Here is a 19,437-nt window from a genome sequence, read left to right as displayed (position 1 = left end):
CCGCCGAAGAGTTCCAGAAGGTGCTCGGTGAAAAGCCCAACCAGTGGGAAAAGCAGGTGGAAGGCAAGTTCGGCCCCGAGCAGTGGCTGGATTTCCGCCCCACCACCCCGATCACCGAAACCGGCCTGCGCAACAACATCAACGTCGGCATCCACTACCTGGGCTCCTGGCTGGCCGGTAACGGCTGCGTGCCCATCCACAACCTGATGGAAGATGCGGCCACCGCCGAAATCTCCCGCTCCCAGGTGTGGCAGTGGGTTGTGTCGCCCAAGGGCATCCTGGATGACGGCCGCAAGGTCACCGTCGAGATGGTGCGTCCGATGATCGCCGAGGAGCTCGCCAAGGTGAAGGCCACCGTCACCGCCCAGGGCGAAGACACCGCCAGCTACGACCAGGCCGCCGAGATCTTCGACAAGATGTCCCTGACCCCGGAATACCCGGAATTCCTGACCCTGCCGCTGTACGAGGCGATGGAGTAACACTGCCTCAGCCCGGCAAAGCAGGACATCGGAACGGCGCCCTCCCCTGGAGGGCGCCGTTTTTTTTGCAGCACCCGGGTGCCCGCCGCCCGGATCTACTCGATCCCGGCCATCCCGGCCTCGGGGTAGCGCGCCCCGGCCACCTGCTCCGGGTGGAACAGGGCATCCAGTTCGGCAAGCTCCGCGGATGAGAGCATCAGATCCGCTGCAGCCATGTTCTCCGCCAGGCGATCCGGACGGCGCGTCCCCGGAATGGGAATCACATGGGGATGCTTCGCCAGCAACCAGGCCAGGGCAATCTGGGCATTGCTTGCCCGATGCCGCGCCGCAAACTCCGTCAGCCCGTCCACCAGCCGGCGGTTGATTGCCGCCGCCTCCGCCTCGAAGCGGGGATTAGCCCGCCGAAAATCGCCCTCGGCCAGCTCATCCAGCTTGAGGCGGCCCGTCAGGAAGGCGCGCCCCAGGGGGCTATAGGCGATGAAGCTCGCACCAATTTCGGCGCAGGCCGCCAGCACGCCCTCCTCCGGCTCCCGGGACCACAGGGAATACTCGCTCTGCACTGCCGCCACCGGATGCACGGCATGGGCGCGCCGCAAGGTCTCGGCGGACACCTCCGACAGCCCGATCTGCCCCACCTTCCCCGCCTTGACCAGATCCCCCATGGCTCCGACCATATCCTCCAGGGGCACCTCGGGATGTCGACGATGGCAGAAATACAGGTCGATGTGCTCGACGCCCAAGCGGCGCAGGGATGCTTCGCACGCCGCCCGCACATACCCCGGCGAGTTGTCGATACGGCGCTCGTAGCATCCCGCTTCGCGAACGATGCCGAACTTGGTGGAAATGCGCACACGGGCACGTCGGGCGGCCCCCCCATCGGCCAGAAAGCGACCGAGCAGACTTTCATTGTGGCCGAAGCCATAGGTATCCGCGGTATCGAAGAGCGACACCCCCAGCTCCACCGCCCGGGCGAGCGTCCGCAGAGAATCCCCGTCATCGCTCGCCCCGTAGAACTCGCTCATGCCCATGCAGCCGAGGCCAATGGCCGACACCGCCACACCAGCCTGCCCCAGGTATCGATGCTTCATGCTCCCATCCCTCATTGAACGGTGAAACCGCCATCCACCATCAGCCCCTGTCCGCTCACGTGACTGGCCAGCCCCGACAGCAGGAACAGTACTGCCCCGGCAATCTCGTCCGGACGTCCTGCCCGCCCGGCCGGAAAGCCCGCACTGGCCGTGCGCAGGCCGTCGAGGCTACCGAACCCGATCTCCGCCATGGGCGTTTCCACCGGCCCGGGGCACACCGCATTGACGCGAATACCCAGCCGAAAATAGTCCAGGGCGGCACTACGGGTGAGCCCCAGCACCGCATGCTTGCTGGTGGTGTACGCCGCCACGCCGGGAAACGCGACCTGCGCCACGATGGAAGCGGTATTCACAATCGCCCCGCCCCCCGTTTCCAGCATGGCGGCAATCTCATGCTTCATCGACCACAGCACGCCATACATGTTGGTCCGCATCACACTCTCGAAGTCAGCTGTCTCCAGGGTGTGCAGCGGCCCCGCCGGCCCCAGCACGCCGGCGTTGTTGAAGGCACCATCGAGTCGTCCGAAGCGGGCCACGGTGGCAGCGACCGCAGCGCCAACCTCGGCCTCGACGCTGACGTCCATTCCGAGCACCAGCGCCTCGCCCCCGGCTGCCTCGATCTGCCGCGCAAGCTCGGCGCATGCATCGACGCGCCGCGCGGCAAGTGCCACCCGGGCGCCCGCCCTGCCAAGGGCCAGCGCGGTGGCGGCCCCGATGCCCGACGACGCACCAGTTACGAGAATGGCCTTACCGGCCAGGTCCATGGATTCTGCAGTCACTGAGATTCTCCAGTCTGAAAGGCGGACAACGCAAAGCAGGCTACGCCGCCCCTACTCATGCAACAATCCACACAATCGACCATGGGCTATTGAGATAAATTCATCAATATGAATCGCAACCGCCTCACCGACCTGCAGGCTTTTGCCACCGTTGCCCGTTTGCGCAGTTTCCGTCGGGCGGCAACAGAGCTGGGTGTCTCACCGTCGGCCCTGAGCCACAGCCTGCGGGGACTGGAAGGCCGTTTAGGTGTGCGGCTGCTCAATCGCAGCACCCGCAGCGTAGCCCCCACCGAGGCCGGGCAGCGCCTGCTTGACCGCCTCGCCCCGGCGCTGCTGGACATCGACAGCGCCCTTGAGACACTCAACGCCTTCCGGGACTCGCCGGTGGGCACACTGCGCTTAAATGCCCCGCGCCATGCTGCCGAGCATGTCCTGGCGCCCCTCGCCAACCGCTTCCTGCTCGCCAACCCGGGCATGCGCCTGGAGATCGTGGCTGACGACGCCTTTGTGGACATTATTCAGGGCGGCTTTGACGCTGGCGTGCGTTTTGGGGAAAGCCTGGATCGGGACATGGTGGCCATCCCCCTGGGGCCACCCCAGCGCTTTGTGGTAGTCGGTGCGCCCGCCTACCTGGCCCAGGCAGGCCGTCCATCCGACCCCCACGAGCTGAGCCGGCATCGCTGCATCGGGATTCGCTTCCCGAGTGGGGCGCGATATCGGTGGGAGTTCGAAAAAGCGGGAGAAAAACTGGAGGTGGACGTCAGCGGCCCCCTTGATGCGGGAGAAATGCCGCTGATGCTTCGCGCTGCCGAAGATGGCCTGGGCCTGGCCTATGTCTATGAAGAAACGGCGCGAGCCAGCCTGGCGGCCAGCCGGCTTGAAACCGTGCTGGACGACTGGCGTCCGACGGAAGCCGGCTTCTTCCTGTATTACCCCAGCCGCCGTCTACCTTCGGCAGGGCTGCAGAAATTCATCGAACTGGTAAAGGAAAGCCGCGTCGAGCGTACGGGAACCACCCAGAGAGCGTCAGGCTGAGGCCAGCGCCTCCAGCACCGACACTTCAGCGCCGACGATTCTCACCCGCTTACTCCTGGACGTTTCACCGCTGAGCAGCGAGACCGCGGATTTCGGCACGCTGCAAGCCTTGGCCAGAAAGGCCAGCAGCGCCGCATTGGCCTTGCCGTCCACGGGTGGCGCAGCAAGCCGGATCTTCAAGGCATCGCCGTGAAGACCCGCCACCTCGGTCTTTCGGGCACCGGGCTGAATATGCAGCATCAGGACCACGCTGCCATCCCCGGCCTGCACCATCCAGCCCATTGGGGTCAGGCCAAGCCCACAAGCATGTACTTGCCCATGGCCAGCGCACTGAGGAGCACCTGGAGCACCAGCAACAGGGCAATCGGCGTCAGATCGACACCACCGATCAGCGGAATCACCCGCCGGAAAGGTCGGAGGAAGGGTTCAGCCAGGGCGTTGATCAGACCCGCCATCGGCGCATGGGGATTGACCCACGACAGCACCGCCGACATCAGCACCACGCCCATCAGCAGGTAGAGGGCCACCTTAACGGTTTCAAGCAGGCCTACACCCCACATCACCACCAACAGACTCAGGGGGTCTGCCACGCCGAGGATGCCGCGTACACCTAAAGCCACGAAGACAACCAGCACCTGCACCACCCAGGCTGGCAGCAGGCTGGCCAGGTCGAGCCCACCCAGGCCGGGGATGAAGCGGCGCAGCGGCAGCACCAGCCAGTCGGTGGTAGCCACCACGAACTGGCCGATGGGGTTGCGGAAGGAGATGCGCTGCCACTGCATCACGAAACGGGCCAGCAGCACACCCGAAAGCAGCCCACCCAGGGTTTCGACAACCGTCAGAAAAAGACTTGCGAGCATGACCGCCCTCCGTCAGTCGCGGCCGAGCTGTTCGCCCAGCTCACGACCCCGGGCCTCGGCAGCCAGCACCGCCCGCTCCACGATGGCCGGAAAGCCATCCGCGGCAAAGGAGGCCAGGGCCGCTGCCGTGGTACCCCCCTTCGAGGTGACCCGCTCACGCAAGACCGCGGGAGACTCGTCACTGGCAGCCGCCAGCTTCGCCGCACCCAGCACCGTATCGATGCCCAGTTTGCGCGCCGTGGCGGCGTCGAAACCCATGGATTCGCCAGCCGCCTGCAGACATTCGATGAAATGGAAGACGTAGGCCGGCCCACTGCCCGAGACGGCGGTGACGCTGTCGATCTTCGCCTCGTCGTCGACCCAAACCGTACTTCCGACAGCCGCCAGCACCTGCTCCGCCGCTTCACGCCCTGCCAGACTGACGCCGGGGTTGGCAAACAGCCCGGTGATTCCGGCTCCGATGAGCGCCGGCGTATTGGGCATCGCACGCACCAGGCCATCGTATCCACCTAGCCAGCGGCCGATGTCAGCCAGACGCAGGCCGGCAGCGATGCTTACCACGACCTGGTTTGTCAGACGGCCCGCCATGGGCGCCACCGCCGCCTTCAGTTGCTGGGGCTTCACCGCCAGCACCAGCACATCGCAGGCGAGCGCCTGATCATCGAGTTGCTCCACCGCGCGCACGCCGAAGCCCGTCTCGAGCTTGCTGCGCCCTTCGGCCGATAATTCGATCGCCTGCACATCCGCCGCCTTGAAACCCTGCTTGAGCAGACCGCCGATCAGGGCTACAGCCATGTTGCCGCCCCCCAGGAAAGTAATTTTCATCGGATCATTTCACCGTTGTAGGAATAAGGGTTGGGTCAGGCCCGGGATCCGAAGATCGCCGTGCCCACGCGGACCATCGTCGAACCTTCGGCAATCGCAGCCTCCAGATCATCCGACATGCCCATGGAAAGGGTATCGAGACCCATACCTGCGCTGTTCAAGGTATCCCGCAGGTGGCGTAGCGCCGCGAAGCGCGCCCGCTGCAAGGCCACGTCAGTGCTCGGTTCGGGGATGGTCATGAGGCCCCGCAACCGCAAACGGGGTAGCTGCACCACCGCGTTGGCGAGTTCCGGAAGCGCTTCCGGCTTGACACCGCTCTTGCTCGCCTCACCACTCACATTGACCTGGATGCATACCTGCAGCGGCGGCAGATGCACATCCCGCTGCTCGGACAGGCGCTGGGCGATCTTGAGGCGGTCGACGGAATGCACCCACGCAAAGGCATTCGCCACCGGGCGGGTCTTGTTGCTCTGCAAGGGGCCGATGAAATGCCATTCCAGCCCCAGGCCCGCCAGCGCATCGACCTTGTCGATGGCCTCCTGCACATAGCTCTCGCCAAACGCCCGCTGTCCGGCTTCGGCGGCCTCTCGCAGGCTCTCGGCCGGCCATGTCTTGCTGACCGCCAGCAGCCGGACCTCGGAGGGATCACGGCCCGATGCTGCGGCAGCCTGTGCGATACGCTCAGCGATGTTTTGCAGGCGTGCGGATATGCCTGATTTATAATCTTCCAAAGCTCATTTTCTGGGCAGTCGGGGCCGTTGAGTATAGCATCGGGCCCGAGCCCGATTTTCCGCCCGACAATCCCTGCCCTGCCGCGAGCCCCCAAGATGGATATCACCGAACTGCTGGCCTTTACGGTCAAGAACAAGGCATCCGACCTGCACGTTTCAGCCGGCCTGCCGCCGATGATCCGGGTCCATGGCGACGTGCGCCGGATCAACCTGCCGGCCCTTGCCCACACGGACGTCCACGGCATGGTGTACGACATCATGAACGACTCCCAGCGCAAGCAGTACGAGGAGTTCTTTGAGACCGACTTCTCCTTTGAGATCCCCAACCTGGCACGCTTCCGGGTCAATGCCTTCAACCAGAACCGCGGTGCGGCAGCCGTGTTCCGGGTCATTCCCTCCAAGGTCATGTCTCTCGAGGAGCTCAATTGTCCAAAGATCTTCAAGGAGATCGCCAATCAGCCCCGAGGCATCGTGCTGGTTACGGGCCCTACCGGTTCAGGCAAGTCCACCACCCTCGCGGCGATGGTCGACTACGTCAATGAAAACGAATACGGCCACATCCTGACCATCGAGGACCCCATCGAATTCGTCCATGAATCCAAGCGCTGCCTGATAAACCAGCGTGAAGTTTCCCGCGATACCCAGTCCTTCAACGCAGCCCTCCGCTCGGCCCTGCGGGAAGATCCGGACGTGGTGCTGGTGGGTGAAATGCGCGACCTGGAAACCATCCGCCTGGCCCTCACCGCAGCCGAAACCGGCCACTTGGTCTTCGGCACCCTGCACACCTCGTCAGCCGCCAAGACCATCGACCGTATCGTCGACGTCTTCCCCGCCAACGAAAAGGACATGGTCCGGGCCATGATGTCCGAATCGCTGCGGGCCGTGATTTCACAGACCCTGCTCAAGACCAAGGACGGCACCGGCCGGGTGGCCGCCCACGAGATCATGATTGGCACCCCGGCCATCCGCAACCTGATCCGCGAAAACAAGGTGGCGCAGATGTATTCCGCCATCCAGACCGGGCAGAACATCGGCATGCAGACCCTCGACCAGTGCCTCGCCGACATGGTCAGGCGCAATATCGTTGCGGGCTCTGAAGCTCGCCTGCGCGCCCAGAACAAGGACAGCTTCCCCGCCTGAAGCCCGGCAGACCCCATCAGCCTGCCGGCCCACCCCGGCAACAGGAACCCACCATGGAACGTGATCAGGCACTCAAATTCATGCACGACCTCCTGCGCCTCATGGTGCAGAAGAACGGCTCTGACCTTTTCATCACCACCAACTTTCCGCCGGCCATCAAGATCGACGGCAAGATCATTCCCCAGTCCAACCAGCAACTCACCCACACCCACACCTCAGAACTCGCCCGGGTGATCATGAGCGACCGTCAGGCCCAGGAGTTCGAAGCCACCAAAGAGTGCAACTTCGCCATCTCACCGCCGGGCATCGGGCGCTTCCGCGCCAACGCTTTCATCCAGCAGGGGCAGGTCGGGCTGGTACTGCGGACCATCCCCCAGAAGATACCGACCTTCGACTCCCTGGGCCTTCCCCCGGTACTCAAGGACATCACCATGTCCAAGCGCGGGCTGGTGATCTTCGTCGGCGGCACCGGCACCGGCAAGACCACCTCACTGGCCGCGATGGTGGACTACCGCAACGAGAAATCCTTCGGACACATCATCACCATTGAGGACCCGATCGAGTTTGTACACGCCCACAAGAACTGCATCGTGACCCAGCGGGAAGTCGGCATCGACACCGACTCCTGGGAGCCGGCCCTGAAGAACACCCTGCGCCAAGCCCCCGACGTGATCCTGATGGGCGAAATCCGTGACCGGGAGACCATGGACTACGCCATTGCGTTTGCCGAAACCGGCCACCTGTGCCTGGCCACCCTGCACGCCAACAGCGCCAATCAGGCCATCGACCGGATCATCAACTTCTTCCCTGAAGAGCGCCGTCACCAGTTGCTGATGGACCTCTCACTCAACCTGCGTGCCCTCATCTCCCAACGCCTGCTGCCGATGTGCGACCGCAAGGGCCGGGTACCGGCTGTCGAGGTGATGCTCAACTCGCCACTGATCTCCGACCTGATCTTCAAGGGCGAGATCCCGGGCATCAAGGAGGTCATGAAGCGCTCGGCCGAACTTGGCATGCAGACCTTCGACCAGAGCCTGTTCGACCTCTACGAGAAGGGCATGATCACCTACGAGGATGCCCTGCGCAACGCCGACTCCATGAACGATCTGCGCCTGCAGATCAAGCTCAAGAGCAGCAGGGGCGACAAGGACATGCTCTCCGGCATCCAGAACCTCGACATCATCTAAATGGGGGCATGAAGCTACTGCGCGCTCCAATCTCGCGACTGCGGTGCTCGCCGTACTCAAGTACGGCTGCGCGCCTCATCGCGACCTTGGACCGCTTGCTACGCTTCCTGCCCCCATTCGGCGCGGCCGGTTAAGAGGCTGGCTGCGACACCCTCAATCGTTCAGATCCTCATTGTCCGAGGGCTTGGGTTTGCGGGCTGAGCCGGCGACCATCTGGTATTCGAACAGCCGGCATTCGATGGCGCCGTTGAACAGCGGGGTGCGCTTGCTGGCCTTGAGGCGGACGCCTTTGGGCAAGGCGGGGTCGCCGCTGAAGAAGTAGCAGCGCCAGCCAGCCCAGTGGGCCTTCAGGGCGTCGCCGAGTTTCGGGTAGAACGCCTCCAGCTCTGCTGTATCCGACAAGCGCACGCCGTAAGGCGGGTTGGCGATCAGCACGCCGGATGCGGCCGGCGCCTGCAGATCCAGCAGATCCCCGCGCCCCACCTCGACGCAGCCATCCAGACCGGCGCTGCGCAGGTTCACGATGGTCTTGCGTTGCTGGGCTTCCAGAATGTCGGAGCCGTAGATGGCCAGCTTGCGGGGGGCCTGGCGGCGAGCCTCGGCGGCCTGGCGGATAGGGTGCCAGACATCCCTTTCATACTGCTTGAAGCGCTCGAAGGCAAAATGGCGGCCCAGGCCCGGCGCCACGTCAAGGGCCATCTGGGCCGCTTCCATCAGGAAGGTGCCGCTGCCGCACATGGGGTCGCACAAGGCCTCCTCGCCCGGCTTCCAGCCCGTCAGGCGCAGGATGCCGGCCGCCAGGTTCTCCTTCAGGGGCGCCTCCACCGCGGCCTGCTTGAAGCCGCGCTTGTAGAGTGCATCGCCCGAAGTATCCAGATACAGCGTGACCGTATCGGCCGACAGGAAAGCGTGGATGCGCATGTCGGGCGACTGGGTATCCACGTCGGGCCGCCGCCCGGCGACGGTTCGGAAGTGGTCGCACACCGCATCTTTGATGCGCAGGGTGGCGAACTCCAGGCTGCGCAGGGGCGACTTGTGGGCCACCACGAAGACCCGGATGGTCTGATCGGGCGTAAACCAGCGGGCCCAGGTGGGCGCGTAGGCGATCCGGTAGATGTCCTCCTCGCTGCGGTAGCGGCCCATGGTGATCTGCCACAGCACACGGGTGGCAATACGGCTTTCCAGGTTCACCCGATAGCACAGGGACCACTCACCGGCGAAATGCACACCGCCGGGAACGATCCTGGGATCGGCGACACCGAGAGCCTTCAGCTCCTCGGCGAGAAGCGGCTCAAGGCCGCGGGGACAGGGAGAAAAGAAATTCAAGGCAGGCGTCCGGATAAAGGATCAGAAAGGCTTCAGCACCACAAGGAAGACCACCACAAACAGCACCAGCACGGGCACTTCATTGAAGAAGCGGTACCAGACATGGCTGCGGGTATTGCGCCCCTCGGCAAAGGCACGCATCAGGCGGCCGCAGTACAGGTGGTAGACGATCAGCAAAGTCACCAGTGCGGTCTTGGCATGCAGCCAGCCACCGCTCAGGTCAAAGCCGAACCACAGCCACATGCCCAGGGCAACGGCCAGAATGCCCAGGGGCGTCATGAAACGATAAAGTTTGTGCTCCATCAGGGCCAGGCGTTCCAGGGTAGCGGTGTCGGTGACCATGGCGTGATTGACGAAAAGGCGAGGCAGATAGAACAGGCCGGCAAACCAGCTGGTGACAAAGATGATGTGCAGGGCCTTGATACTGAGGTAAAGCATGGTGTCGGACTCGATTCAGGTTTCAGGAAGCGGTGGGCGGCATGGTCGCAAGGGCGTCGGCCACGGTCGGATAGCGCAGCCGGACACGGAGTTCCCGCTTGATGCGGCCATTCATCAGGCGCCGCGACTCGGACATGAAGGACAGGGTCATCGCAGAAAGGCGGCCCGCCAGCTCGGCCCGCGGCAGGCGGGGTGCCCGGGGCAGACCGCAGGCGTCGGCCACCAGATCAAAGTAATCCCCCATGCGCATCGTGCTGTCGTCGCTGGCGTTATAGGCCCGATTGGGCCGGCCACGGAACAGGGCCAGGGCCGACAGGCGCGCCAGGTCGTCGGCATGGATGTGATTGGTGAACACGTCGTCCTCGGCCACCAGGACGGGATCCCCCTTGCGCAGGCGGGCCCGCGGAAGGCGGGCCTCCGTATCGTAGATCCCCGGTGCCCGCAGGATGCTGACGCGACAGCCGGTACGCATGCCGAAGCCGCGCAGATGCGCCTCCGCCGCCACCCGCCGCCCTGCCCGGGCCGAGTCCGGACGCAGCGGCCGCGTCTCGTCCAGCCAGGCTCCGGCGCAGTCGCCGTAGACACCGGTGGTACTTATGTAGCTTATCCGTCGTGGTAGACTCCCGCGACGCGTCAGGGCTGCCAGAAGGCGCCGGGTGCGCGGGTCATCAAGGCCCTGAGCGGGCGGCGGCGCACAGTGCAGCACGTAGTCGGCAATGCCGGCGAGGCGGTGCAGGGTGTCGGGCAGATCGAGGTCGGCGACAAGGGGCGTGGCCCCCAGCGCACGCAGCGCGACGCACTCCTCGGCGCGCCTCGTCACCGCCATCACGCGAAAGCGCGCAGCCAGCCAGGGAATGATCCGGCGGGCCACGTCGCCACTGCCTACAATCAGCACCTGCTTCATTTTTCGACGTTTCATCTTTCGATTATCTCACGGCCACCCACCATGTCGTTCCAGGTCACCCTCCAACCCAGCGGCCTCCATTTTGAAGCCGGCAGTGAAGAAACCGTTCTCGCCTCCGCCCTGGCCGCGGGTCTGCTCCTCCCCTACAGCTGCCGCGACGGTGCCTGCGGCGTCTGCAAGAGCAAGATCGTGTCAGGCCAGGTGGAACAGGGGCGCTATTCCGAATCGACCCTCACCACGGCCGACCGTGATGCCGGCATGGCCCTGCTGTGCTGTGCCTCGCCACGCTCCGACCTGGTCGTCGAAGTCCGCCAGGTCAGCCGCGCCGGAGACATTCCGGTCAAGAAGCTGCCCTGTCGTGTGCAGAAGCTGACGCGCATTGGCGCCGACGTGATCGTCCTCGAAATCAAGCTCCCCGCCAGCGAGAAGTTCCAGTTCGTGGCCGGTCAGTACATCGACTTTCTCCTCGCCGATGGCAAGCGCCGCAGCTTCTCCATCGCCAACGCTCCCACCGGCGCCGACTACCTTGAGCTGCACATCCGCCTGGTTCCCGGCGGGCGCTTCACCACTCACGTCTTTGAGAAGCTCAAGGAAAAGGACATCCTGCGCTTTGAAGGCCCCCTGGGCAGTTTCCGCCTGCGCGAAGACTCCACCCGGCCGGTCGTTCTGCTGGCAGGTGGCACCGGCTTTGCGCCGATCAAGAGCATCGTCGAGAACGCCATTGCCACCGGCCTGAAGCGCCCCATGACCCTCTACTGGGGCAGCCGTGATCTGGCCGGCCTGTACCAGTTCGACATCGCCCGCGACTGGGAGGCCCGCCTGCCCGGTTTCCGTTTTGTGCCGGTGCTCTCTGACGCCCCTGCCGGCGACGCCTGGACGGGCCGCAGCGGTTTCGCCCACCATGCCCTGATGGCAGATCTGCCCGACATGTCCGGCCACGAAGTGTATGCCTGCGGCTCGCCGGCCATGATCGACGCGGCCCGGACCGACCTCACCGGGCACTGTGGCCTGCCGCCCGAGGCCTTCTTCGCTGACGCCTTCAGCTACTCGAATGACGCTGGAGCCGCCTGAGCTCCGCACCGGAACCCTGCGCCCATGAGCAATGCCGTCCTGATCACCCGCGAACCGGTCATCAACAAACAGCACAAGATCACCGCCAACCGGCTGATCGTCCATGCTGCCTCGGTTTCCCAGGCGGTAGAGGCCCTCGACGGCCTCTCCGACGTGTGGCCGTCGACCCATCCGGTCTTCGTCAGCCTCTACAAGCTGGTGCCCACCCCGGATCTGCTCAACTGGATCGCCCCGGCCAACGCCATGGTCGAGATTCCCGTCCAGTCCATCGCCCACCCCCTGACCCTGTCGCTGATCCCCCAACTCCAGGCGGCCGACATCAGCCTCAACCTCACCTGGTACCAGCACGACACGGTGCTACCGCCCAACGTGCCGTGGCGCTTCGTGATCATCGACGCCAAGCGCCAGAATCTCCCCGCCGATCCACCGGGTCTGGCCCTGGCCTGGGGCCTGTCGGATGTCCCCGAGTTCCGCGACGCCATCATCCAGGGCTATGACGGCGCCTCAGGCTGGTTCTTCCTGCGGGGCGTCACTAGCAATGGCAAGCTCGCGCCCTCCCACGCCCAGATCGTGCGGCTGATGAACCTGGTGCGCAGAAACGCTGAAGTAAAGGAAATCGAGACCGTCCTCAAACAGGACGTGGCACTTTCTTACAAACTGCTCAGATATATCAATTCCGCCGGTTTTGGACTGATGTGCGAGATCCAGTCCTTCCGCCACGCAGTGACCATCCTTGGTTACGAAAAGCTCAATAAGTGGCTTTCGGTGCTTCTTGTATCGGCCAGTCGCGATCCTGCAGCACCGGCTCTGATGCAAACCGCGATTGCCCGCGGACGCTTCATGGAAAAGATCGGCACCGCCTTTTTCGAGAAAGGCGAGCTGGACAACCTGTTCATTACAGGCGCCTTCTCCATGCTCCACCTGCTCCTCGGCGCCAGCCTGCAATCGGCCCTCGAAGAGATGCACCTTCCGGCCCCCATCGCCGATGCCCTGCTCACCGGAGAAGGTGTGTACGCGCCCTTCCTCAAGCTGGCCCGGGCACTCGAAAGCTTTGATGACAAGAACCTTGCGGCCCTCGCCAAAGACCTCCACATTTCGTGCGAACAGGTCAATCGCGCTCACCTCGAAGCGCTGGCTTTCGCCGACAGCCTTCAGTTCGGCTGAGCTCTTCACCTCCACGGCAGGCCACGCCAGAGGGTTTATTGCCCCCTGAAAACCATGCTCTCGGTTGCGAACTGAGTCACGTTCGGGCCCCGGACACATGGTTTCGGCAAACTTATGTCACAGTTGGTGACATGGGGGGCACGGTTAGAATCGAAAGCACAAAATCTGCGAAAAATGTGCTTCGTTCATGCAAACCACCCGAATCTCCAAATTGCGACGTCCCGCTGCGGTTCCAACCTTGCGCCTTCCCGGCCTGCGCGAGACCGCCACAGCTCTCCTGCGGGTCCTCTCTGTCGGGACCCCCGCCCCAAGGGATGCAGCCAGCATCATCTTGCTCGACCCGGTTCTGGTCTTCGAGTTGCTGCAAACCAGCCCCCTTGCGAAGAGTGAAGCTGCGTCCCTGCTGGAAGCCATTACGCAAAGAGTAGAGAACACTGAAGCCGGACTCCTGCAGGCGTGGGCCCTGCGGCACATCGTGCAGCAGCCGCAACGCCGGACAAGCGTGGGCTCCCACCGCCACCACTGCCTGCACAGCCAGTTCGTCGCCGAACTGGCTGCCCATATTGCCCGCGAAACCGGCTATCCCGCTCCGGACGAAGCCTATGCCGCGGGCCTGCTCCACGACATCGGGTTGCTTTGGCTGACCGAATACTCGGACGACTACCTCCAGGTCCTCGCCGACACTTCCGATGAGCGTGCCCTCAGCGCAAGTGAATGGGAGCGCTACGGTCAGGATCACGCCGAGATTTCCTCCAGCCTGGCCGCTCGCTGCGGCCTGCCGACGGGCGTTGCCGACGCCATTGCCCTGCATCAAGCCGATGCAGCCAGCCTGGTAAGCGCCCATCCGCTGGTGCGCATCGCCGCGGCCGCCGAAGAGCTGGCGTCCTACCGGGGCAACCAGGCGCCGCTCAGCCTCGAAGCCGCCTGCCGCCTCACCCAGCTCGACGGCGCGATCCTGGTCAGCCTGCTGGCCGATACCACGCGGACTGTTCAAGATCGAGCCAACGCCCTCGGCATCCCTGTCGAAACGACGATGTTCTGCCGCCCGTGGAGCCCGACCGGAAACGACAACAAGGGGCCAGAGGTGATCGATTCGGGCATTGCCCGGGCTGCGCTGGGCGCCTTTACCCGCAGCAGTTTCAGCAAGGGCTGCTCGGCATGGACCGATTTCAGTCTTGCCGCCCGGCTGCTGATCTGTCTTGACGCGCCCGTACTCTTTGTCAAGGCGGTGGACAGCGACGAGCTGACCGGCGCGGCCAATCCCGCCCACCCCGGCCTGAGCCAGATCCGAATCGCCGCCGATGATCAGAACAGCGTCATAGCCGAAGCCTATCGGGACGCCGTAGAGACCCGCTTTCAGGCCGCACCCCGTCCGCCCGGTCGTAGTGCCGCCGACTGGCAACTCGCCCGCTGGCTGGAAAGCGACGGACTACTGTGCGTGCCCTGGAGCAATGGATTCGAGTCCGGCGTTGCCGTCTTTCCCTGCCCCAGCACCGAGGACGCGGGGGAGGAGATCGAACACACCCTGCGCCAGCTCCTTACCAACGCCGCCACACTGCGTATTTCCGAGCGCAATGCCGAAGAGCGCCTGCGTCACGAGATCGAGGAGAACGTCGGCCGCCGCTATGTGGACCACGCCCGACGCATCGCTCACGAAGCCAGCAACCCGCTGACCGTCATCAAGACCTACCTGGGCATCATCGACGAGAAGGTGGAAGACGCCACGCTCAAGGAGCAGCTCAATCTTCTCAGCGACGAACTGGACCGGGTTGGCGCACTGATCCGCAAGACCAGCGACTTTACCGGCATCCTCCCGACGGGCCCGGCCCACAGCGGTGTCGCCGAGATCCTCCACGATCTGCGGGCCCTGTATGGCGAAGCCCTGTTCGCCCGCCGTGGCATCCACTTCGAACTGCGCACCTCGCCCAACCTTCCGGCCGCAGCCATTCCGCCGGATGCCCTCAAGCAGGTGCTCCTCAACCTCTTCAAGAACGCCGCAGAAGCGATCCCCGAGGGCGGCAAGCTCACCGTATCGGCGGTGGCTGGCATCAACGCCAACGGCAGTCCGTGCCTGGAAGTGCGGGTGGTGGACAACGGCCCCGGCATGTCCCCGGAACGCGTCCAGAACCTGTTTGCCGGGGGTGCCCGCAACAGCACCAAGCCCGGCGGCGGAGTTGGCCTGCCGGTGGTTCGCGATTTGGTCACTAACAACGGCGGTACCATCCTGTGTCGCAGTCAGCTCGGTTCTGGCACTGTGTTCCAGATTTTCATGCCGCTGGCGGCCTGAGCATGATTTGGTGCATGATTGCGGTGCAAAATAATAGACCCACGTCAGGGAGCCATAATGTTCATCCCCTGGAAAGGGCAGCCCTTCCCACCGGAAGGGAGTCGGCGCACATCGGCCGAAGCTCTTGTCCGCATCCTGGTCATCGACGATGAACCGTCCCTGGCACGCTCCATCACCGCGCTCCTTCAGGGCGATGACCGGCTGATCGAAGAGTGCGGATCGGTAGCCGAAACACTGGCCCGCCTCCACACCACCGCCTATGACCTGATCGTCCTCGACTTCCGCCTGCCCGACGCCTCGGGCCTGGCGGTGATGGACTGGCTGCTCAGCCACGACCGCCGCGAATCGGTGATCATGATCAGTGCCGAGCAGTCCGTGGAAGCGGCTGTGGGTGCACTGCGCCGAGGTGCCGCAGACTTTCTCCTCAAGCCCTACAGTGCCGAGCAGCTGCGCCGCTCGGTCAGCACCGTCCTCGCCAAACGACAGCAGGAACGCAACAATCGGCAGGTGCGGCAGCGTCTGGAATCCTCCGAGCAGATGCACCGCTACCTGGTCGAAAACTCCCTCGATCTGATCTACACCCTGGATGCTGACGGTCATTTCAGCTACCTCAACCAGCGCATCGAATCCCTGCTCGGCCACCCCCGCAGCACGCTCCTCGGCAAGCATTTCTCCGAAATCGTCTATCCCGAGGATCTGGAGCGCGCCCGCTTCTCGTTCAACGAACGTCGCACCGGCCCAAGAGCCACCAGCAATCTGGCCCTCCGCCTGACGCGCAATCCCTTTGGCGACAGCGAGAATGACGAACACGGTCCGGTCACCATCGTCCTCAACGCCATGGGGATCTACAACCGCAACGACTCCCGCGCGCCCATATATTACGCCGGCACCTACGGCGCAGCCCGCAGCCTGCCTGGCTACCGGGCCAACGAACAGGTAGGGGGCTATCAGACCTACCACGACCCGCTCACGCAGCTACCCAATCGCGATCTGTTCCGTGACCGGCTGAATCTCTCCATTGCCCAAGCCAAGCGGCGCAAGACCCACATCGCCGTGCTGTTCATCGACATGGACCGCTTCAAGCTGGTGAACGACACCTACAGCCAGGGAGAAGGCGATGCGCTACTGCGTGCCGTAGCCCTGCGCCTGCGCCAATGCCTGCGCAAGGGCGATACCCTGACCCGCCACGGCAGTGACGAGTTCGTCGTGCTGCTGCCCGACATCGGCTCCAAGCTCGATGCCCAAGCCATCGCCGAAAAAGTCCTGCAGGCCTTCCGCACACCCTTCCTGATTGCCGATGGCGAATTCACCGCCACCATCAGCATGGGCATCGCCCTCCACCCGGAAGACGGCAACAGCGCCGAAGACCTGATCCAGCACGCCAGTGTGGCCATGCATCAGGTCAAAGGTAATGGAGGCAATGCCTGCGGCTTCTTCTCGCCCGACATGCACGCCACCTACCGGGCACGCACGTCCCTTGAGAAGGAGCTCCGTCAGGCCCTCTCCCGCAATGAGCTGGAGGTGCATTACCAGCCCCTGATCAGCCTGTCGCGCAGCGGCATCACCGGCATGGAAGCCCTGGTGCGCTGGCGCCATCCGGTGCATGGTGTGGTGGCACCGTCGCGTTTCATCCAGTTGGCAGAAGAAGCTGGGATCATTCACGAAATCACCCGCTGGGTCCTCGACACGGCCTGCGCGCAGCTGTCAGCCTGGCGTCACCGCTACCCGGAACTGCGCCTGTCCACCAATCTCTCGTCCCGGGACTTCGACCATGCCGATCTCGACGACACCGTATCCCGTGTGCTCACCCGCCATGGCCTGCCGGCCCACAGCCTCGAGCTGGAGATCACCGAAAGACTGCTCCTCGAGGACAGCGAGAAGGTGTCCCTGCGCATGCAGAGCCTGCGGGAACTCGGTATCGGGATTGCCATTGACGATTTCGGCACAGGCTACTCGTCCCTCGCCTACCTGCAGCGCTGTGGAGCGACCCGCCTGAAGATCGACCGGAGTTTCGTCAAGGACATCAAGACCACCGAAGACCACCCCATCGTCAGCGCCATTGCCGGCATCGCCCGTGGTTTCGACATCCGGCTTGCTGCAGAGGGCGTCGAGCGCGACGACCAGATGAACGCCCTGGAGATCCTGGGCTGTGACGAGATGCAGGGTTTCCTGTTCTCAAGGCCGGTAAATGTGGACGAAGCCACCCGCATCCTGCAGGAGTTCCGCCTTCCGGGCGTCACGCCACCGACGGCAAGTGCAGCCTCCTGATCGGTCAGGCGCCATCAACAACCGTCACATTTCACCGCTAGATTGGGAACCCAGTCGAATCCATCTGGAGATCGTCATGGGAATCTTCCGCCTCATCCTGGCCCACCCCCAACACCCGGAAACACCGCGTCTGGTCGCCGAACATCTCGACCCGGCCTGGCTCAAGCAGCGCGGCTATGAAATTGCCCGCAATCTGGGCGACCAGGCCGCCATCTGGGCGGCCGAACCGCGCGGACCGCAACCGGTGCTGGCCTTGCGCTGTCGCACCGGCCACGCTCTCGCCATCGTCACGGCCTGACGACCGGCAATCGGGCTCAGGCGCTCAACGCCCCAGCGGCAGCAGCACCCCCACATCGACCCCCTTCTCGCGCAGGCGGGCCTGGGCCGCGAGGGCATCCTTGCGATCGGCAAAGGGTCCGACGATCAGACGGGTTTCGATCTGGGATGGAACGCCGGCCTGGGCCAGACGCGCCTTCATCTCTTCAGCCGAGGCAACGTTGGAGAAGAAGCCGAACTGCAGGACATAACCCCGCCCGGCCTCTGCAGTCACAGGCTGCGGGGACGGCTGAGACTGGGACGGCTGGGCGGGTTTCTGCATCACTGCCGGCGCAGCCACTGCGGCTACCTGGGGCACCGACGGCGCGACGGGTGCGGCAAGCGCGGGACGGCCGGGCGAAGACACGACAGGAGCCACCACCGCAGCCGGGCCGGACGGGCGCGGAGCGCTTGCAGGCACGGCGGCCACCGGCGCAGCCGGTGTCGGCGGCACGGTTGCCGCCGGCTTCACGGGCATCAATTCACGGGCTGGCGCCCTGGGGGCGTCCCCATGAATCGCCGTCGCCGCCGCATTGGCAGGCCGTGCAGGCGGCCGCGCACCAGGAGCAACCGTCCCCTCGGGCCGCGTACCTTCCGCGAGCCGATCGGACTTGTCATCAGGCCGTCCTGCTTCGGTATCGGGCAGACTGGGCGGCGCCGAGCCTTCAGGGGCCAAGGCGGGTGGCACATCGTCTGGCACCGCTCCCTCGCCGCCCGCTCGCACCACGTCGGGTGGCGCATCGCGCCCGGCGTCCGGGGTGATCTGGGCAGGGGCAATGGGTTTGGTGGGCAAGGCCACCTCTTCGGGCTGCGCTGGCCGGGACAGGTGGTCAAACAGCGCCAGCCCACCCAGCAGCAGCGAAATCAGGCCGCCTGCCACTCCCGCCCGAATCCACAACTGGCGTCGGGCGTCATCGTCTCCGGCCGGCTCCTGCTCTGGTGTCCTGATCTGCTCGCTCATCCTCCCCCCTCCGCCCGTGCCAGGGCGCAGACCAGCTCCGCCTCTGCCACGGAAATACCGCAATGCTCGGCAATCCGTGCCGCCTCGATTCCCCTGCCAGCCAGCAACATTGCCTCGGAATGCTGCGGCGAAACCGGGCGGGTGTACTGCACGCGCTCCCGGGACGCCTGCTGGGCATCACGCAATTCGTCCACATCACGGCGGGTCGCGGCCAGCTCACGACGCAGGAAGTCACTCTCGGTACGCAGCTGGGCCACATCACGGCGCAGTTGCTGGATCTCGAGTTCGTTGAGCAGTTCCCGCGACACGGCCTCCTCCTCCGGGCTGGGCGGCGGCAGGGGCTGAACTTCGGGCTCAGGAACGGGGACTGCAGGTGCGTCCACCAGCAAGGTCTTCGGCGCACCCTGTGGCTCACCCGCATTCGCAGGCTTCCGCGGAATGGCCAACCGGAAAAGGATCACCGCCAAGTAGAGAAGGAGCACCGTCACCAGCGCCCATACCCCCTCATGCACACCCATTTCGATCACTGAGCAAGCTCCCCGGCAGGCCTGCCGCTGCGGCGTGATTCAAACCCAATGC

At 64.5% G+C, this 19,437-nt stretch carries 19 protein-coding genes and 1 pseudogene; 9 read left to right on the top strand and 11 right to left on the bottom strand.

Annotation, left to right across the window (positions count from 1 at the left end; translation table 11 throughout):
* Window positions 1–479: pseudogene (locus tag ACIQ09_RS04395) on the top strand (malate synthase A); the annotation flags it as partial.
* Window positions 480–574: 95 nt separating this feature from the next.
* Here the strand turns inward: ACIQ09_RS04395 and ACIQ09_RS04390 are convergent.
* Both ACIQ09_RS04390 and ACIQ09_RS04385 read right to left on the bottom strand, forming a co-directional pair.
* Window positions 575–1,567 carry an aldo/keto reductase gene (locus tag ACIQ09_RS04390; protein WP_398306587.1) on the bottom strand — a complete coding sequence of 331 codons (993 nt, stop codon included), beginning with the start codon at window positions 1,565–1,567 and terminating at the stop codon, window positions 575–577.
* Between the two features lie 11 nt (window positions 1,568–1,578).
* The gene (locus ACIQ09_RS04385) at window positions 1,579–2,346 is read right to left on the bottom strand and encodes an SDR family NAD(P)-dependent oxidoreductase (RefSeq protein ID WP_398306585.1); all 768 of its coding nucleotides are present in this window, start codon (window positions 2,344–2,346) and stop codon (window positions 1,579–1,581) included.
* Window positions 2,347–2,454: 108 nt separating this feature from the next.
* Here ACIQ09_RS04385 and ACIQ09_RS04380 point away from each other — a divergent pair, with 108 nt between their 5' ends.
* Window positions 2,455–3,381, top strand: a complete 927-nt coding sequence (locus ACIQ09_RS04380) for a LysR family transcriptional regulator (RefSeq protein ID WP_398306583.1) — start codon at window positions 2,455–2,457, stop codon at window positions 3,379–3,381.
* Here ACIQ09_RS04380 and ACIQ09_RS04375 read toward each other — a convergent pair.
* From ACIQ09_RS04375 to ACIQ09_RS04360, 4 genes are read right to left on the bottom strand one after another with little or no spacing between them, the layout of a single operon-like run.
* Window positions 3,373–3,663, bottom strand: coding sequence for a DUF167 family protein (locus ACIQ09_RS04375; RefSeq protein WP_398306581.1), 291 nt, complete (start codon window positions 3,661–3,663; stop codon window positions 3,373–3,375). The two genes, ACIQ09_RS04380 and ACIQ09_RS04375, sit on opposite strands and share 9 nt — an antisense overlap.
* 5 nt (window positions 3,664–3,668) lie before the next feature.
* Window positions 3,669–4,241 carry a YggT family protein gene (locus ACIQ09_RS04370; RefSeq protein ID WP_374477298.1) on the bottom strand — a complete coding sequence of 191 codons (573 nt, stop codon included), beginning with the start codon at window positions 4,239–4,241 and terminating at the stop codon, window positions 3,669–3,671.
* 12 nt (window positions 4,242–4,253) lie between these two features.
* Entirely contained in the window at window positions 4,254–5,066 is an 813-nt protein-coding gene (proC, locus tag ACIQ09_RS04365) for a pyrroline-5-carboxylate reductase (RefSeq protein WP_398306578.1), read from the bottom strand.
* A 35-nt stretch (window positions 5,067–5,101) separates the two neighbouring features.
* The gene (locus ACIQ09_RS04360; RefSeq protein WP_398306576.1) at window positions 5,102–5,797 is read right to left on the bottom strand and encodes a YggS family pyridoxal phosphate-dependent enzyme; all 696 of its coding nucleotides are present in this window, start codon (window positions 5,795–5,797) and stop codon (window positions 5,102–5,104) included.
* A 96-nt stretch (window positions 5,798–5,893) separates the two neighbouring features.
* Here ACIQ09_RS04360 and ACIQ09_RS04355 point away from each other — a divergent pair, with 96 nt between their 5' ends.
* The gene (locus ACIQ09_RS04355; protein ID WP_398306574.1) at window positions 5,894–6,937 is read left to right on the top strand and encodes a type IV pilus twitching motility protein PilT; all 1,044 of its coding nucleotides are present in this window, start codon (window positions 5,894–5,896) and stop codon (window positions 6,935–6,937) included.
* A gap of 53 nt (window positions 6,938–6,990) precedes the next feature.
* Complete coding sequence (locus ACIQ09_RS04350; protein ID WP_398306572.1) at window positions 6,991–8,124, top strand: PilT/PilU family type 4a pilus ATPase; 1,134 nt, start codon at window positions 6,991–6,993, stop codon at window positions 8,122–8,124.
* Between the two features lie 153 nt (window positions 8,125–8,277).
* Here the strand turns inward: ACIQ09_RS04350 and ACIQ09_RS04345 are convergent, their stop codons facing one another.
* The 3 genes from ACIQ09_RS04345 to ACIQ09_RS04335 are packed head-to-tail and all read right to left on the bottom strand — an operon-like array spanning window position 8,278 to window position 10,792.
* A complete protein-coding gene (locus ACIQ09_RS04345) occupies window positions 8,278–9,450 on the bottom strand; it encodes a class I SAM-dependent RNA methyltransferase (RefSeq protein ID WP_398306570.1) in 1,173 nt (390 codons plus the stop codon).
* Between the two features lie 21 nt (window positions 9,451–9,471).
* Window positions 9,472–9,888: a CopD family protein gene (locus ACIQ09_RS04340; protein WP_398306569.1), complete on the bottom strand. Its 417-nt coding sequence runs from the start codon at window positions 9,886–9,888 to the stop codon at window positions 9,472–9,474.
* A 22-nt stretch (window positions 9,889–9,910) separates the two neighbouring features.
* Complete coding sequence (locus tag ACIQ09_RS04335; protein WP_398306593.1) at window positions 9,911–10,792, bottom strand: NAD-dependent epimerase/dehydratase family protein; 882 nt, start codon at window positions 10,790–10,792, stop codon at window positions 9,911–9,913.
* Window positions 10,793–10,834: 42 nt separating this feature from the next.
* Between ACIQ09_RS04335 and ACIQ09_RS04330 the strand changes: the two genes are divergently transcribed.
* From ACIQ09_RS04330 to ACIQ09_RS04310, 5 genes are all read left to right on the top strand, one after another.
* Window positions 10,835–11,863: a CDP-6-deoxy-delta-3,4-glucoseen reductase gene (locus ACIQ09_RS04330; RefSeq protein WP_398306567.1), complete on the top strand. Its 1,029-nt coding sequence runs from the start codon at window positions 10,835–10,837 to the stop codon at window positions 11,861–11,863.
* A gap of 24 nt (window positions 11,864–11,887) precedes the next feature.
* Window positions 11,888–13,027: an EAL and HDOD domain-containing protein gene (locus ACIQ09_RS04325; RefSeq protein ID WP_398306565.1), complete on the top strand. Its 1,140-nt coding sequence runs from the start codon at window positions 11,888–11,890 to the stop codon at window positions 13,025–13,027.
* A 187-nt stretch (window positions 13,028–13,214) separates the two neighbouring features.
* Complete coding sequence (locus ACIQ09_RS04320; protein WP_398306563.1) at window positions 13,215–15,314, top strand: ATP-binding protein; 2,100 nt, start codon at window positions 13,215–13,217, stop codon at window positions 15,312–15,314.
* A gap of 57 nt (window positions 15,315–15,371) precedes the next feature.
* Window positions 15,372–17,582, top strand: a complete 2,211-nt coding sequence (locus tag ACIQ09_RS04315) for a putative bifunctional diguanylate cyclase/phosphodiesterase (protein WP_398306561.1) — start codon at window positions 15,372–15,374, stop codon at window positions 17,580–17,582.
* Between the two features lie 76 nt (window positions 17,583–17,658).
* Entirely contained in the window at window positions 17,659–17,880 is a 222-nt protein-coding gene (locus ACIQ09_RS04310; protein ID WP_398306559.1) for a hypothetical protein, read from the top strand.
* 24 nt (window positions 17,881–17,904) lie between these two features.
* On the opposite strand, the gene ACIQ09_RS04305 is transcribed toward ACIQ09_RS04310, so the two are convergent.
* Window positions 17,905–18,858 (bottom strand): SPOR domain-containing protein, encoded by a 954-nt coding sequence (locus ACIQ09_RS04305; protein ID WP_398306557.1) that lies wholly within the window; start codon window positions 18,856–18,858, stop codon window positions 17,905–17,907.
* Entirely contained in the window at window positions 18,855–19,376 is a 522-nt protein-coding gene (locus ACIQ09_RS04300; RefSeq protein ID WP_398306591.1) for a DUF2802 domain-containing protein, read from the bottom strand. Before ACIQ09_RS04300 ends, ACIQ09_RS04305 begins: the two co-directional genes overlap by 4 nt.
* Window positions 19,377–19,437: the final 61 nt, after the last annotated feature.

The sequence above is a fragment of the Zoogloea sp. genome, assembly GCF_044344315.1.
Taxonomy (GTDB): Bacteria; Pseudomonadota; Gammaproteobacteria; order Burkholderiales; family Rhodocyclaceae; genus Zoogloea.
The sequence above is the reverse complement of the archived record's forward strand: the minus strand, read 5'-3'. Positions and strand labels throughout refer to the sequence as shown.